Source organism: Methylotenera sp. (assembly GCF_030684185.1).
Classification (GTDB): Bacteria; Pseudomonadota; Gammaproteobacteria; order Burkholderiales; family Methylophilaceae; genus Methylotenera.
The window spans coordinates 1-14508 of the sequence record NZ_JAUXOY010000024.1 but is presented as its reverse complement, the minus strand read 5'-3'; the positions used below and the strand labels follow the sequence as shown (position 1 = coordinate 14508).

At 41.8% G+C, this 14508-nt stretch carries 15 protein-coding genes; 13 read left to right on the top strand and 2 right to left on the bottom strand.

The genetic code is table 11. From position 1 onward, the window contains the following. Window positions 1-157: 157 nt before the first annotated feature. A complete protein-coding gene (locus Q8J82_RS09420) occupies window positions 158-1345 on the top strand; it encodes an integrase arm-type DNA-binding domain-containing protein (protein WP_304909020.1) in 1188 nt (395 codons plus the stop codon). Here the strand turns inward: Q8J82_RS09420 and Q8J82_RS09415 are convergent. Both Q8J82_RS09415 and Q8J82_RS09410 read right to left on the bottom strand, forming a co-directional pair. Then, the gene (locus tag Q8J82_RS09415) at window positions 1342-1548 is read right to left on the bottom strand and encodes a hypothetical protein (RefSeq protein WP_304909021.1); all 207 of its coding nucleotides are present in this window, start codon (window positions 1546-1548) and stop codon (window positions 1342-1344) included. The genes Q8J82_RS09420 and Q8J82_RS09415 overlap by 4 nt on opposite strands. 387 nt (window positions 1549-1935) lie before the next feature. Further along, on the bottom strand, window positions 1936-2277 hold the full coding sequence (locus Q8J82_RS09410; RefSeq protein ID WP_304909022.1) for a helix-turn-helix transcriptional regulator: 342 nt from the start codon (window positions 2275-2277) through the stop codon (window positions 1936-1938). 335 nt (window positions 2278-2612) lie between these two features. Here Q8J82_RS09410 and Q8J82_RS09405 point away from each other — a divergent pair, with 335 nt between their 5' ends. The 12 genes from Q8J82_RS09405 (at window position 2613) to Q8J82_RS09350 (ending at window position 14422) form a co-directional block, all read left to right on the top strand. Then, the gene (locus Q8J82_RS09405) at window positions 2613-3509 is read left to right on the top strand and encodes a ParA family protein (protein ID WP_304909023.1); all 897 of its coding nucleotides are present in this window, start codon (window positions 2613-2615) and stop codon (window positions 3507-3509) included. A gap of 29 nt (window positions 3510-3538) precedes the next feature. Then, window positions 3539-4654, top strand: coding sequence for a ParB/RepB/Spo0J family partition protein (locus Q8J82_RS09400; protein WP_304909024.1), 1116 nt, complete (start codon window positions 3539-3541; stop codon window positions 4652-4654). A gap of 9 nt (window positions 4655-4663) precedes the next feature. After that, entirely contained in the window at window positions 4664-5242 is a 579-nt protein-coding gene (locus Q8J82_RS09395; protein WP_304909025.1) for a lytic transglycosylase domain-containing protein, read from the top strand. Then, window positions 5243-6454 carry an antA/AntB antirepressor family protein gene (locus tag Q8J82_RS09390; protein WP_304909026.1) on the top strand — a complete coding sequence of 404 codons (1212 nt, stop codon included), beginning with the start codon at window positions 5243-5245 and terminating at the stop codon, window positions 6452-6454. It begins immediately after the preceding gene. Next, window positions 6444-6638, top strand: a complete 195-nt coding sequence (locus Q8J82_RS09385) for a hypothetical protein (RefSeq protein ID WP_304909027.1) — start codon at window positions 6444-6446, stop codon at window positions 6636-6638. The genes Q8J82_RS09390 and Q8J82_RS09385 overlap by 11 nt, the downstream gene beginning before the upstream one ends. Beyond that, window positions 6631-8619, top strand: coding sequence for a type I DNA topoisomerase (gene topA, locus Q8J82_RS09380; protein WP_304909028.1), 1989 nt, complete (start codon window positions 6631-6633; stop codon window positions 8617-8619). The genes Q8J82_RS09385 and topA overlap by 8 nt, the downstream gene beginning before the upstream one ends. After that, window positions 8619-9023, top strand: coding sequence for a hypothetical protein (locus Q8J82_RS09375; protein ID WP_304909029.1), 405 nt, complete (start codon window positions 8619-8621; stop codon window positions 9021-9023). Before topA ends, Q8J82_RS09375 begins: the two co-directional genes overlap by 1 nt. Window positions 9024-9311: 288 nt before the next feature. Next, on the top strand, window positions 9312-9623 hold the full coding sequence (locus Q8J82_RS09370) for a TrbC/VirB2 family protein (RefSeq protein ID WP_304909030.1): 312 nt from the start codon (window positions 9312-9314) through the stop codon (window positions 9621-9623). Window positions 9624-9644: 21 nt separating this feature from the next. Beyond that, window positions 9645-9959 carry a type IV secretion system protein VirB3 gene (locus tag Q8J82_RS09365; protein WP_304909031.1) on the top strand — a complete coding sequence of 105 codons (315 nt, stop codon included), beginning with the start codon at window positions 9645-9647 and terminating at the stop codon, window positions 9957-9959. Window positions 9960-9964: 5 nt separating this feature from the next. Further along, complete coding sequence (locus Q8J82_RS09360) at window positions 9965-11059, top strand: hypothetical protein (protein ID WP_304909032.1); 1095 nt, start codon at window positions 9965-9967, stop codon at window positions 11057-11059. 391 nt (window positions 11060-11450) lie between these two features. Continuing rightward, the gene (locus Q8J82_RS09355) at window positions 11451-13916 is read left to right on the top strand and encodes a VirB4 family type IV secretion/conjugal transfer ATPase (protein WP_304909033.1); all 2466 of its coding nucleotides are present in this window, start codon (window positions 11451-11453) and stop codon (window positions 13914-13916) included. Further along, window positions 13913-14422 (top strand): TrbM/KikA/MpfK family conjugal transfer protein, encoded by a 510-nt coding sequence (locus Q8J82_RS09350; RefSeq protein WP_304909034.1) that lies wholly within the window; start codon window positions 13913-13915, stop codon window positions 14420-14422. The genes Q8J82_RS09355 and Q8J82_RS09350 overlap by 4 nt, the downstream gene beginning before the upstream one ends. Window positions 14423-14508: the final 86 nt, after the last annotated feature.

Here is a 14508-nt window from a genome sequence, read left to right as displayed (position 1 = left end):
GTTTCGGTCAATACCAAAAACTCCCAAATCGTACCGAAAGCCAAGTAATATAAGGCTTGAAGCGGCTAGATGGTATCAGTTAGTATTATTCAAAATCATTTAGTACAATAGCAAACGTACATAACCCATGTACATTTGAAATAGGCTATGTACATTTATGAAGCGTAACATGCTCACCGCCAAACAAGTGGCTGCTGCATCCGTTGGAGAATACCGCGATGGAGCGGGTTTACACCTCCTTGTCACCAGTGCCTCTAAAACTTGGACCCAGCGTTATTCTGTTGCTGGTAAGCGTACCGGTATTACTATTGGCAAATATCCCGCCATGTCATTATCTGAAGCCCGTATCGCTGGCGAGAAAGTTCGTGAGACTGTGTCCAAAGGCATACCCGCAAAAATCGCACTTAATGAAACTGGTAGCGTGACTTTTGCAGACGCTATTCAACTATGGCTGCCTGCTTATAGCTCCAAGGTAGAAGAAAAAACAAAAGACGATGCTGTGCGTCGATTGAATCTGCATGCAACAGATATCATGTTTATGGCCGTCAGCATGATTAAGCCGCTGCATATCGTCAGTGCAATGGATAAGCTTGTGACCAAAGGCCAGTTTGAAACCATCACCAAGGTCACGGATAATATAAAGCAGGTGATGGAGCACGTCCGTATCATGGGTTTGATTGAATATAACCCCGCCATTGGCCTGAAAGCCGTATTCCCGCAACACCAGGTGAAATCATTTGCAGCATTACCCGCCAGTGAGTTGCCACGTCTGTTTGCTGCGATGCATACTGGTACGATGACTAAACAAACGCGTGATTTGATGGTGTTTCAAATACTCTCTGGTTTGCGCTGTGCTGAAGTCGTTGCTGCCAAGTGGACTGGCATCGATGGCGATGTGATTACCATTGAAGCTGAATTTATGAAGGGTAAGCGCTTTAAGAAAGAGGATCATGATGTATTTCTATCACCAGCTGCGAAAGAGATATTAGAACGCCAACCTAAGAAGTCCGCATTTATTTTTCCATTCCGTGGTGATCCTACACGACATGCTAACTCTGAAACAATTACCAAGTGGCTGCGGGAAAATGGCTTTAAGGGTGAATTAGTCGCACATGGTTTTCGCTCAATGTTTAGTACCTGGGCGAATGGTCAGAAGCAAGAGGATGGTGTTACCAGACTTTACGCGAAAGAGATTATTGAACTATGCATCTCGCATAAACAATCAAACGTACAGACTATTTATGATCGCAATGAGTATGCTGCGGAGAGAAAACAGGTGATGGAGGGGTGGAGCCGGTTCGTTAAATCCTGCTGGATAAAATCACTGGCTGATACGGGCATTTAAGCTGCTCTCTTTAATTCAATATGCGCTGCTAAATCTTCTGCAGATACATAGACATGCATACCATCACGCCATGAGTGGAAGCCTAGTGTGCTGGCTGAGCGCTTATTCTTAAAGGTCTGATACGGCATTTTAAGCACTTCACAGGCCTCTTTAGCCGTCAGCACCAAGCCATATTTATCTAGTAAAAATTCTAGTGTTTTCATTATTTAACCTTTTGTAGCATTATCAAAGTGCCGTGAAGTTACATGGCAAATAATAGGCAAATCAATTGGTTACTATCTAGTAGAGTTACAACTTCGATGTTCTAATACCAATTAATATAAGCAGTAATATACGTTAAACCGTATTTGATAGTCAACGGTTTTTCGTAAAATAATCTATTTAATCTCTAAGAGTTCAATTATTTGCCGCTTATGGCATTGGGGAATTAGTTGGGAGCCTGTGGACTAACGTATAGTTAGCAATGTCTCGTTACCTGTAGCAGGGAGTTATGTTTGGTCGTTATTACACTCTACATTGCTTAATCTGTATGGGTATTTTATTCTGTTGCTTAAAAGTCTAACTTAAGTTGAATGCAAAGTTTAACTACGTTATTGACTTGAGGACGTGTTTTTCTTAACGGTTTCGACGAATTCCTTAACATCAGTAATTCTCTTAATTGCTTCATCTATTGCGAATTCAGGCAGGTCAGCCAAAAGCTGGTTAGCTAATTTTCTTTTATATGTGTCATTTTTTACATCGTCCATAGAACCTTTGCCAAAAAATAACCAATCTTGAGTTACATCTAAAACCTCGCAAACTTTAACGGCATTCTCAACAACCATGGTTTTTGATTTGCCTGATATCCAGTCGCCAATTGTGCCCGTACCAATACCAGTTGCTCTTGCGAGGTCAACTGATTTTAAATTTCTGCGATCTAATGCTTCACGCAATCTTATATTTAAGCCCATAACAAAATGATACTAAATATAAATACGGTTTGCCGTTGACATGTAAATACGGAATGCCGTATTATATTACTTATGAGAGATCGAAAATTCATAGCAAAAATTATCATCAAGGAATTCGGCGGTACTAAAAATACGGCTATTCATTGTGGTTTAGCTCCATCTTCTGTATCTGATTGGAAGACTAAAGGCATGCCAAAAGCATGGATTAGACATTTTGAAACACTTCGCCCTGATCTGTTTACTGATTGCATGGATTCTAACGATCCAATATCAGATGTTCTTACAGATTCCACAAATACCCCAACGGAGTAAATCATATGAAAACCCTTTATATAGGCGTTAATAAAGGTGGTGTAGGTAAATCCACCATCACCTGTCAATTGGCTTTATATGCAAGATCACAAGGCTACAAAGTCCTTGTCGTTGACTTGGATGATCAAGCCAATGCAACCAACTGTTTAAACCGTAGCGGTAAAGTCACGCCACTTTCTAAAACTGTTACCGAAGTCTTAATGCAAAATGTTGCCATTGTTCCAGATGGCAGTGGCTTCAACATCCTGGCTGCAGATGGTCATCTAAACAACGTACTTGTAGAACAGGCAAGAGTAAAGGTTGAAGTAGATAACATTCAAACAGAAAAATCATCGATCGCTCATCAAAACTTTGCTAGCTTTTTAGCTACCATGGATGAGCATTTTGATCTCTGCATTATAGATGGCCCTCCATCACTAGATATCAGAGTCACTATAGCACTAACGTTAGCAGATGCGGTACTAAGCCCGATTGAATTGGCGCAGGAATCTATAGAAGGTATGAGTAATACACTCTACGGCCAGCGTGGGGTGTTAAATATTAAATCTCTGTTTAATCAAGACCTACAGTTTCTAGGTTTTGTTCCTAATATGGTGCAAAGCACAGCTCAACAACGTAACGCATTCACAGAGCTGAATGAGCGCATTGGTCAGCATTTCTTCACCAATAACGAGGGTGTTGTTGCCTTAATTCCTCTCAGATCTGCAATCTCAGAATGCCAAAAACAAGGCGTATCTATCGGTGACATTACTAAATCAAACACCATGGCCCGCACTACCTGGGCAGGTTTACGTAAGATATTTGATCTTATATTTGAGCGCATGGGCTTAGAAGAGCAAAGCCTTGAAGAGCAAAGCTTAAATAACCAACCTGACCCTATAAAAACAGGTACGGATAACTAAGCCGGATTCAACTCAAAGGGGATATGACATTGAATACAGCAAACACCAAGAAAAAAACTTTTGATCTGGGCGCATTTGATAATGTGGATGCGTTTAATTTAAATCCTGCTTTAACGCCTGAAAATCAACTCAATGTTGTACTGGCTATTTCTCTTAATAAAATAATTGAAGATGAGAATCAGCCTCGCAAAGATTTTAATGATATCAACTGGGACAACTTTGTAGCTGATATTAAGAAAAATCAGGTTAGAAATCCTATTCATGTTCGCCCGGAAGTCAATGGCATATATAAAATAATTAATGGTGCCAGACGTTATCGTGGCTCATTAAAAGCTGGGCTAAGCACAATTCCTTGCATCATTCAGGAGGATGAAGTCCGCTTTGACGATTACGCTCAAGTTTTGGACAACATAACAAACGAAGAGATACCTCCAATGGATATCGCTTTATTTATCCAAAAACGTATTGCTGCAGGTGATAGCAAAAGCTATATCGCCGAGCAACTGTCAGAAAATAGTAGCTACATCACCGTTCACTTAGCTTTAACTGAAATGCCGTCAGTTGTAGAAAATGCTTATAACAGCGGTAAGGTTAATGGTGCACGACTAATTTATCAGCTTAATAAGCTTTATGCTGAAAATCCTGCTGTTGCTGAATCTATAATTAACAGCAATGATGAAATTACCAATTCACTCATTATTCAAGCTCGTAAATCTTTAGTGGACAGCAAAGATAATTTACCTGAAATTACTGCAGATCTGACAATATCAGAACCTCCAGAAAGTACTGAAAACACCCAACACAATACTGACAACATTAATGAATTTAATGATGCTGATTCTAATGATAGCAGTCAAGATGAAGGTGTTAAGCCTGACACACCTGTGACCGTTAAACGTATTCCATTTCATAATCCTGACAATGAGGAACCGCCAAGCGCAAAACTATCGGATCCAAACAAGATAAAAAACCCGCTACTTCTAGCGCACTACCAGAGCAATCAAGCGTGTGTCGTGATGCTACATGAACGCCCTACAGAAACAGGTTTTATCTGGATTAAATTAGAAGACACTGGCGAAAAAATTGAAGTCCTAGCTGACACGATAAAACTCAATTTGCTTACCGAAGCACAGGGTAGGGAATAGGGCACGACTATGCTAGATGCAGTCACTATTCAACAATGTGCACCGATGGTAAATCACCATTTAATGATGAGTGTTGTTAGCGTGGAATCAAGTCACAATCCTTACGCGATTGGTGTGGTGAATGGACGTCTTCAGCGTCAGCCTAAAAGCTTATATGAAGCTCAAGTGACAGCTCAATTCCTCGAAAGAACTGGTTATAACTATTCAGTAGGTGCAGCACAAGTTAATCGAATTAACTTTAATCGATTTAATCTTGATTTGAATAACGTATTCGATCCTTGTACCAACCTGAATGCAGGTGGCCAAATATTAAGAGAATGTCTGGATCGTGCTATCGCGCGCGGTTATCAGCAAAACGCCACTAATAAAGCATTGTCATGTTATTACACTGGTCAACTCAATTCAAAAGCTGGCACTGAGTATGCCAACAAAGTGATTGCCAAGCTGATCGTCTATCTAAACCAAGCACAGCATCGCGCTGTAAGCGACTCTTTACAGGTAAGTAATACCAAGGCAAGTTCGAATGGTTTTTCATTAGCGATGGAAGCTAAAGCAGCATCAACTAAAAATAGTGCGGTGGTATTTTAAATGTTGACAACCCAAACCACTCAAGCGTATAGTCCACTCATCGCGTCATCAGACGTGATCGGGATTGGACTCCTGAGTAAAGCGGCGATTAGCCGCAACGCACCAAGCAATGTGGCTTTTTTACGTCTAGTGTTGCCCTTTATGGGCGGGCTGGGCGGGGAGCCGCAAGGCTCGCCGGTGCGCTTTCCCGGTAGTCCAACCCGTCCAGTACCGTCCACCCGATTGGACTCGGGTGTTCGGTTAAACCAACTGAACGAAAGCGAGTACATCATGACGGGTAACCCACTCATTCCGGTATTCACCGGCATTCTTCAAAACGATTCTGTACAACTTTGTAACGCGCGCGACTTGCATACCTTTTTGCAAATTCGCAAAGACTTCTCAACTTGGATCAAAGACCGCATCCATCAATACGGTTTTATTGAGAGAGAAGACTATTCCCCAATTTTGGGGAATAGGTCTGGTGGCACTCCTGGTAAGCCTCGCACCGAATATCACCTCACCCTAGACATGGCCAAAGAACTGGCGATGGTAGAAAACAACGAGCAAGGCAAAGCTGCACGTCGCTACTTTATCGAGCTGGAACGCAGTCTCATCCAGAAAGCAAACTCAAACACCCAGCTTAAAGCAATCATCGCGGGCGAACAAAGAGAGCGTGATCGGATAGCATCCCTCAAAAAATTCGACGCTGAACTTACAGCTAAATTCGGCTTAAACAAGCAGCTAATGCTTTCGGCCCCGCGCAAGATTCGCTCAAGAGACGATCTCTCATTCACTAAACGTAACAAAAAAGGCAATCTCATTAACTGGTTTATACCTAACCGCGTCGGGCAATATGAAGAACATTACGGCATGGGTGAAATCTGGTTTGACGAAATTGTCACACTGGCAAAACACAGCCCGAAAGAAGCCTTTGATGCCATCCGCTTTTCAGGACTAGAGCTTTGCAAATATAGCGATTCTGGTCATGCACTTGGATTTATGTCCAAATTAGGACGCTGGGCACTGGCAGCGATACTTGAATGTGATGAGGCCCCATTCTTTTCTTTCTACCCTCCATCCAGTAAACCTCCTAGAGAAGGGATGGATTACTACCTAAACGGATCCAAGCCAAAGCTCACTAAAGAACAAATAGATCAATTGGCTTGGGAAGAGGCGCATGAGTATTTTATCAAACGCCGCAAAGCACTGGAGGAAGGTAATGATGAGTAATCAACAAATATTACTGAATCCAATTAAAAACAAACAAATATTAGAGCGTGATGGTATTCAGTATGTGGTCACAAAACTAAAATCATCAGGAGTGTTTGAAGCCAGATATGCGCAAAGTGATTGCTTTGCATTTATTAGTCACGGGTCTGCCTGGAAAGAAGCCGAGGTAATTTTTTATGAGTAAACTTATTATCATAGAATCTCCTAACAAGATCAAAAAGCTGAAAGCGATCCTAGGTAATGATTATGTTATTGCCGCAAGTTTTGGGCATGTGCGTGATTTGCCTGAAGATGATATTGGTATCGCTGCCCCTGAATTTGATTTGAAATACATTATTTCTCAAGGCTCTAAAGATACAGTCATTAAACTTAAAGTGCTAGCTCAACAAGCAGATGAAGTTTTTCTGGCAACCGATCCAGACAGAGAAGGGGAGAGTATTAGCTGGCATTTGCAAGAGTGCCTGAAGCTTAAAAATCCTACTCGGATCACCTTTAACGAAATAACAGATAAAGCCGTTAAAGCTGCCATGCGTGCACCAAGACGAATTGACATGCAGCTTGTTGAAGCGCAAGAGGCGCGACGTGGCTTAGATAGGTTAACAGGTTATATGGTTAGCCCAAAACTGAGTCAAGCAACAGGTCAGAAACTCTCTGCTGGTCGTGTACAAAGTCCGGCTGTGCGTATAGTAGTCGAGCGCGAAAGGCAAATTGCTGCATTCCGCCAAACGCTGCATTATGGTGTAAAACTTAACTTCATTGGCAATAAAGGTAATTGGTTTGCTCAATGGCTCACTAAGCCAGACTTTACCAATGATGATGCTCCATATTTAATGGACAAAACCATTGCAGATGCTGTGTGCGAGGTGAAAACCGTCACAGTAAACGCTTACGCAGAAACGCAATCTAAACGTAGTCCACCGGCACCATTTACCACCAGTACCTTACAACAAGCGGCCAGCGTGACTTTGGGCTATGACCCTAAAATTGCAATGGATTTGGCACAAAAGCTATTTGCAGCCGGACACATAAGTTATCACCGCACTGACAATCCCAATATATCCAGTGATGCATTCCCTGACATTTGTAAAGTAGCTACTGATCTGAATTATGAGGTAGTCGCAACACCACGCACTTTCCCAGCACCAGAAGGTGCACAAGCCGGCCATCCTGCTATTTGCCCAACACATTGGGAAATAGAAGAGGCTGGCGATAATCAGAACGAGATTGCACTTTACAAACTCATTCGTCTGCGTGCAATTGCCAGTCAGCTTAATGACGCTGTTTATGCGGTTAAAACAGCCATACTTACTGCCGATATAAAAATCAATGGTAAGCCACTACGCTTTGGAGCTAAAGGCAGAACGCTGATCAATCAAGGCTGGTTACGGTTAACTGCTGGTGATCAAACGAGTGAGGATGAAGTCACTGAAGCTGATAATCCTTTGCCATTGCTGTCAGAGGGGACTCAGTTAAGTGTCAGCTCCTCTGAATTACAGAACAAGAAAACACAAGCACCTTCACGCTATACCAAAGCCTCGCTCGTTAAAAAAATGGAGTCTGAAGGTATTGGCCGACCATCAACCTATGCCAGCATCATTGAAACTATTGTTGATAGGCGCGGCTATGTAGCGTTAAGTGGTAAATATCTATTGCCGACGGATATTGGTAATTTACTGATTGATGCCTTAGTTGGTCATTTCGAATTTGTGAATCTGGATTTCACTAACTTATTAGAAAAAGACCTTGACCTTATCGCTACGGGCAAAAAAACATACAAAGAGGTGTTAAGCAACACTTACAGTAAGCTCCTTCGAGATATAGGCAATCTCAATGCTGCACAAAGCTATGAACATCACTGCCCTAAATGTGGAGCTGGTCTGATAAGACGTACAGGCAAGTATGGCTTCTTTTGGAGTTGTTCAGCTTATCCAGGCTGCGAAAAAATTATGATCGATAAAGATGGCAAACCCGCAGAAAAACCTCCTGCAGCAGAGCCAAGTAAATATTTATGCGGTAGGTGCAAGAAACCTTTGATATTTCGCCAAGGCACCACCAAAGCTGGTAAGCCCTATAAATTATGGGGTTGTTCTGGCTATCCAAAATGCGATCAAAGCTATAGCGACGATCACGGTAAACCTCAATTTAACCAGGAGTTACTCAAATAATGGCACAACTTAAAAACACACAATCAATGGCAGATGCCGGCGCTCAACTAAGTGCTTCAACGATGCCAAGTCAGATTATCCATAACTTGATGAATGAACCGTTATTTTATCAATGGTGCCAGGGCGCATTCTGGGTATTCCCGGTTGATCAAACTGATTTTGAGAATAAGGTTAAAAACCTACTAGGTGTCAAAGACTTTTCGTCGCTGGACAGCGATACAAAAGCGGTTAAAACCTTTGAGATATTTCTAGACAGGCCTTACCGTGCATGGCTGGAAAAACGTACTGCAGGGGCTAATAGTGTCTACCAATATCCAGTGCCTTATCTGGATGAGCATCAATTGAAAAAAGACATCATCAACGCGGCTATTAATGAACAATTTGCAGAAGTAGTAATGCGATGAAGGTATGACTTAAAGGTGTGGCCACAGCCTTTATTTTACGCAGTACGTGGCAAACATCATCAAGAGCGTGAACGATAGGACTTGCTGATGAGGGCGGTAGCACAAAGGGAGACAAAGCCTTTTGTGCTACCTAACGGCATAACGAACGTGAGCCATAGGATAGCCAAGTTATGTCGCTAGTTGTAATTCTACATGAAGTTGATGTAGCTGATGGACGGATGCGTGGGGGGGGGGGGAGAAAGCATTCCTCACGCAACCTCTTTTAATTAAAGACAAAGGAAATAAACAATGACAAGTATCAAATCTAAACAAGATCAGCGCACGTTACTTAATAACGTAATTACGATTAGCTTCACTGTAAGTAGCTTTCTATTTATGGCTAATGTCTATGCAGGTGGCTTAACCCCAGGTGCCACGATGCTTGCTACCGTGGCTATGTGGCTCAAAGGTATTGGTGTAATCGTTTGCACGATTGCCTTGATGATCGCAGGTTACAAATTTTTATTTCAGCAAGCACGCCTTCAGGATGTTGCTAACATCGTGATAGGCGGCATTCTAATCGGTTCTGCGGCCATTATTGCCGGTTTGATAATGGCCTAATCAGGCTGCGAATGGGTGCATATGAGCGATCTGATATTTAAGGGCTGTACACGCCCCACCATGATGTGGGGTGTGCCTCTCATGCCGTTGATGGTGGCCAGCTTTCCGTTAGTTATCGGAGGCTTCTGGGGCTTATGGCTATATACACCTGCAGGCATTATTTCATTTGCCATGATCCTGCCTATATTTTTTACCATGAAACTCATCTCAAAAACGGATGATCAACGCCTGACACAGCATCTATTAAGGTTGCGTATGAGTATTAGACATCGTAATACGCACTTCTGGGGTGCTAAGAGTTATGCGCCGATTGCTTATAAGAAAAGGAAGCAATAAGCAAAATGCCTAATCAAACGACTTCTCCTAATAATATAAAAAAACAGGATAAACCGAAATTGCGGCAACAGCAGCTGGATTTATTCAAGCAATTTTATGTTAGTAATGCTGCAGACCAGCAAAACTATTCCAATCTGATAGGGCTTTGGGATGTAATGCCTCGTTATTCCATATCAAGATTAATGATGAACAAGTTACGTGATGAACGAAGCGTATTAAGGCCATATTACATGGACTTCCAATATCGCAACGAAACGTACTCAATTGAGATACAACCTGCCTCTACCAAAAACCGCCAGAAACCCAATAAAACTACAAAGGGAATTGAGGTAATAGATTATTACCCGAGTGCAAACGAAGAACTGGTCGAGGAAGCATTACGCAAGATATTTATCGAAAAATACGGCTCCGAAGATACCAGTCTTATTGTGCGTTTCACTATTTATGAACTTTGTGAAATGCTTAAAAGATTTGGTCATACTCGATCAAAAATTGAGGTTATTCAAAGCCTTGAAGTTATGTCTCGCAGCAAAATTATTGTTTCCAAAAAAGCAGTGAATGGCCGAGGCAAGGTTTATATCGTCAGCAGCTATCTAAATGATCTAGTTGGGTTGGACTATATACAGGATGAAACCGAAGCTCCGGCCAATTGGTCGGCAAGGTTTCACCCTATGGTTGCAGAGGCCATCAAGCTGGAGAATTATCGCCAATATGACCTGAAAATTCTCATGGACTATAAAACTCAATTGGCACGATGGATACACAGACTGCTGATTGACAAATACGTCTTTGCCAGCAAGTTAAAACCGTTCGAGATACGGTACAGCACGATTAAACGAGACAGTCAGATGCTGAATAACTACGGTCGAGAACGCGACGCTATTGAAGCGATACATTGCTCTTTTGACGAAATTAAATCAGCAGGTGTCATTTACTCTTTTGGCGTAAAAAATATGTTTAGTGATCATGGAAAAATCGCTGATGTTGTATTTATTTTATCGCCTACAGCTAATTTTATTAGTGAAGTAAAAGTAGCAAATAAGAGAAAGAGTTACGCAGAAAACGAGTTATCCACAGGCCTTTTAGAGAGCAGAAAATAGGGAGGAATAGGTCGCGGCAATTGGCAAAAATAGGTAGGAATAGGTCGCGGCATTAGGGAGGAATAGGTCGCACCATGAAATTTTAGGCAAAAGATGATGTTTTTTAAAGCCATTGTTAGGGAGGAATAGGTCGCGGCATTAAAAAAACTGCTTAAAAAATACTCAAAATTGTGGATAAGTCAGATTTTGATAGGTAGGAATAGGTCGCGGCTAATAGCAAAAATAGGTAGGAATAGGTCGCGGTATGTAAATGAATTGTAAAAATAGGTAGGAATAGGTCGCGGGTCTGTTTTGTAACATATTGATTTTATTGATTATAAAGATGATTTTTTTGCCACTAGTCTTTTAGTCTTTTATTTAATCTTTTATTAATCGTGTTTTCGAGGTGTTTATGATGCAACAGAGTGGTGAATTTAAAAAACAAGAATTGAGAAAAGCAAATTCCTCTAGATACCAAAAAATAGCCAATAATGAAATCGTAGCTGCGCAAGATTTACCGTATAGCAGCCAGATTAGTGACTGCGTAGTACGTACCGTTGATGGATCTTATCTCATTACCTGGCGTGTGGATGGTATCGCTTTTGAAACAACGGATGCGATTGATTTGAATGCCGCACATGAAGCGGTCAATCAACTTATTCGTGGTTTAGGTGAAATCGCCTTATGGTCACATCGCATTCGTCGTCAATTCACCGATAAATTCAACAATAAATACCCTGAAGCATTTGCTGACGAATTGGCAAAACGTTATTACGAAACATTCTCAGGCTACAACATGATGGGCAATGAAACTTATCTCACACTGGTTTATCGTCCTTATGGCATGGTTAAGAAAAGCTTACTGGGCCGCGTTGTTGATATTACTGAGAAATCGCTTCGTTCGATAAAGGAAGCCGAAAAACAAGCGCTACGCAAGATCTCAGAGTTGGGCTCACAGATTCAGGCTACCCTTAAAAAGTACGATTTAGAAGTGCTCACGGAATTTCAGGAAAACAACATTACCTACTCTCAGCAGTTAGCGTTTTACGGCTATTTACTCAATGGTGTCTGGGAGAAAGTACCCGTCAGCAATCATCGCATTCGTGATGTACTGCAAACCTCACGTTTGTTTTTTATTGGTGAGAAGTTGGAGATTCGCGCACCAAACAGAACGCGATTTGTTGCACTGCTGGATATCAAAGATTACCCTGAAAACACGGATGCTGGATGCCTGAACAGCTTGTTATATACGCCTTACGAGTACATAGAGACACAAAGTTTTTCTGTCCTGGACAAACCTACCGCAAAAGAAAAACTAGAACGTCAACGCAACCAGTTGATTTCTACTGAAGATGCTGCAGGTTCTCAGATCAATGCGTTAAATGTTGCGCTGGATCAGCTTATTAATGGCGATTTTGTACTGGGTGAATATCATTACTCGTTAGCGATATTTGGTGACACTGTCGATGACGCTACCCGCAATATGGCGCAAGCGCGATCAGCGTTGAGCAATGATGGCTATCAAACAGCATTGATTGATTTAGTAGCTGATGCTGCATGGTTTGCGCAGCATCCGGCTAACTGGCGTTTTCGTCCTAGAGAAGCTAATCTCACTTCGCGTAACTTCGCAGGTCTGGCAGCAATGCACGGTTTTGGTACAGGCAAACGCAATAACAATCCGTGGGGCGAAGCCGTCACTATTCTTAAAACGCCCAATGGTGCGCCTTTTTACTTTAACTTTCACGGTACACCTGAAGATGATGATTCCACTGACAAAAAAGCACCTGGCAATACTACTATCATAGGCATGACTGGCTCTGGAAAAACTGTACTTGAATTATTCCTATTACTCATGGCCTTGAAGTATTTGCCAACCATTGTATTTTTTGATAAAGACCGTGGGGCTGAAGTTGCTCTGCGAGCACTTGGTGGAAATTATCGCGTACTGAAGAAAGGGGTTCCTACTGGTTTTAATCCATGTCAATTAGAGAACACTGAACATAATATTCGATTTCTAGTGCAACTGATCAAGAGTTTAGTTCCTCGCGCATTAGATGCTTCAGAAGAGCACGACTTGGAGCGTGCGGTGCGCGTCATGATGACTTTTACACGTCCTAATAGAGGTTTGTATGCAGTGTGCCAGCAATTGGATAATACCGAAAAGAATAGTGTGCATGATTATCTGCAAAAATGGTGCCGGGGCGGCAGTTATGGCTGGGTACTAGATAATCCTGATGACAAGATAGATCTCAATACAGGCCGCCTATTTGGTTTTGATGATACAGATTTTCTGGAGAACAAAGATATTTTGGCGCCAGTGACAATGTATTTGCTGCACCTCACAGAAAGCCTAATTGATGGTCGTCGTTTTATCTATGTCATGGCTGAATTCTGGAAGCGATTAGAGTTGCCGGTATTTGCTGATTTTGCGGTGAATAAACAATACACCATTCGTAAGCAAAATGGTTTTGGTATATTCGATACGCAAAGCCCTGCACAAATCCTTAAGACACCTCATGTCGCCGCGATGGTAGAGCAAAGTGCGACACAGATATTCTTGCCAAATCCTAAAGCGGATCATGATGATTACGTCGACGGTTTCAAGGTTACTGAGATGGAATTTCAAACCATACGCACGCTCGGCGAGGCTAGCCGCCAATTCCTTGTCAAACAAGGCCACAAATCCACGGTTGTCACGCTAGACCTTGGCGGCCTCAATGAAATGTTAGATGTACTCAGCACTTCATTAGATAACGTAGAGATTCTAGATGAGATCCGTCTTGAAACGGGCGATAACCCGCAAGTTTGGCTACCAATTTATTTGGAACGCCTGGCTCAACGTAAAATCATGACTAAACAGAATCGAGTACTCACATGAAAATCACCAATGACATTAATATTTCAATAATAAAAACAGCATTAATTATCTCGTCATTATTGATGATAAGCAAAGTTTCAATTGCAGATGAATTTACTGGCGATTTAAAGTTGTCTTGCGAGGCCGTTTTGTGTCTTTCTACGGGATCCCCACCAAGTGAATGCAATCCAGCATTAAGTCGCTACTATAGTATTAATTTTGATGATTTCGGCGACACCATCCGGGAGCGTATTAATTTTTTGAATATATGCCCTGTATCCAGTGAAACGCCTCAAATGAAGTCTTTAATAAACGCAATTGCAAATGGAGCAGGTCGCTGTGATGCCACATCTCTCAATACCATATTAAGAGAATGGGTTTATACAGGCTCAGGTAGCATGAATGCCGGTTACTTCTGCATTAGTAATCAATTACCTAGTTATTGTAGTGCTTACACCAATCACGAATATACTTGTAGCGCGTCAACTATCTTGTCCAGTTCAGCGACAATTATCTTGTCTAGTTGACGCTGAGATTTTTACTACTGTTTTTGCATAGATGATTTTCTTCGGTAGCTGCCTCCTTCACACTGAATGATGGTGGCATGATGAAT

Bases quoted from the DNA above. Each gene is read 5' to 3' on its own strand.
- Q8J82_RS09420 (WP_304909020.1), top strand. From the start codon at position 158: ATGAAGCGTAACATGCTCACCGCCAAACAAGTGGCTGCTGCATCCGTT.
- Q8J82_RS09415 (WP_304909021.1), bottom strand. From the start codon at position 1,548: ATGAAAACACTAGAATTTTTACTAGATAAATATGGCTTGGTGCTGACG.
- Q8J82_RS09405 (WP_304909023.1), top strand. From the start codon at position 2,613: ATGAAAACCCTTTATATAGGCGTTAATAAAGGTGGTGTAGGTAAATCC.
- Q8J82_RS09395 (WP_304909025.1), top strand. From the start codon at position 4,664: ATGCTAGATGCAGTCACTATTCAACAATGTGCACCGATGGTAAATCAC.
- Q8J82_RS09390 (WP_304909026.1), top strand. From the start codon at position 5,243: ATGTTGACAACCCAAACCACTCAAGCGTATAGTCCACTCATCGCGTCA.
- Q8J82_RS09385 (WP_304909027.1), top strand. From the start codon at position 6,444: ATGATGAGTAATCAACAAATATTACTGAATCCAATTAAAAACAAACAA.
- topA (WP_304909028.1), top strand. From the start codon at position 6,631: ATGAGTAAACTTATTATCATAGAATCTCCTAACAAGATCAAAAAGCTG.
- Q8J82_RS09375 (WP_304909029.1), top strand. From the start codon at position 8,619: ATGGCACAACTTAAAAACACACAATCAATGGCAGATGCCGGCGCTCAA.
- Q8J82_RS09370 (WP_304909030.1), top strand. From the start codon at position 9,312: ATGACAAGTATCAAATCTAAACAAGATCAGCGCACGTTACTTAATAAC.
- Q8J82_RS09365 (WP_304909031.1), top strand. From the start codon at position 9,645: ATGAGCGATCTGATATTTAAGGGCTGTACACGCCCCACCATGATGTGG.
- Q8J82_RS09360 (WP_304909032.1), top strand. From the start codon at position 9,965: ATGCCTAATCAAACGACTTCTCCTAATAATATAAAAAAACAGGATAAA.
- Q8J82_RS09355 (WP_304909033.1), top strand. From the start codon at position 11,451: ATGATGCAACAGAGTGGTGAATTTAAAAAACAAGAATTGAGAAAAGCA.
- Q8J82_RS09350 (WP_304909034.1), top strand. From the start codon at position 13,913: ATGAAAATCACCAATGACATTAATATTTCAATAATAAAAACAGCATTA.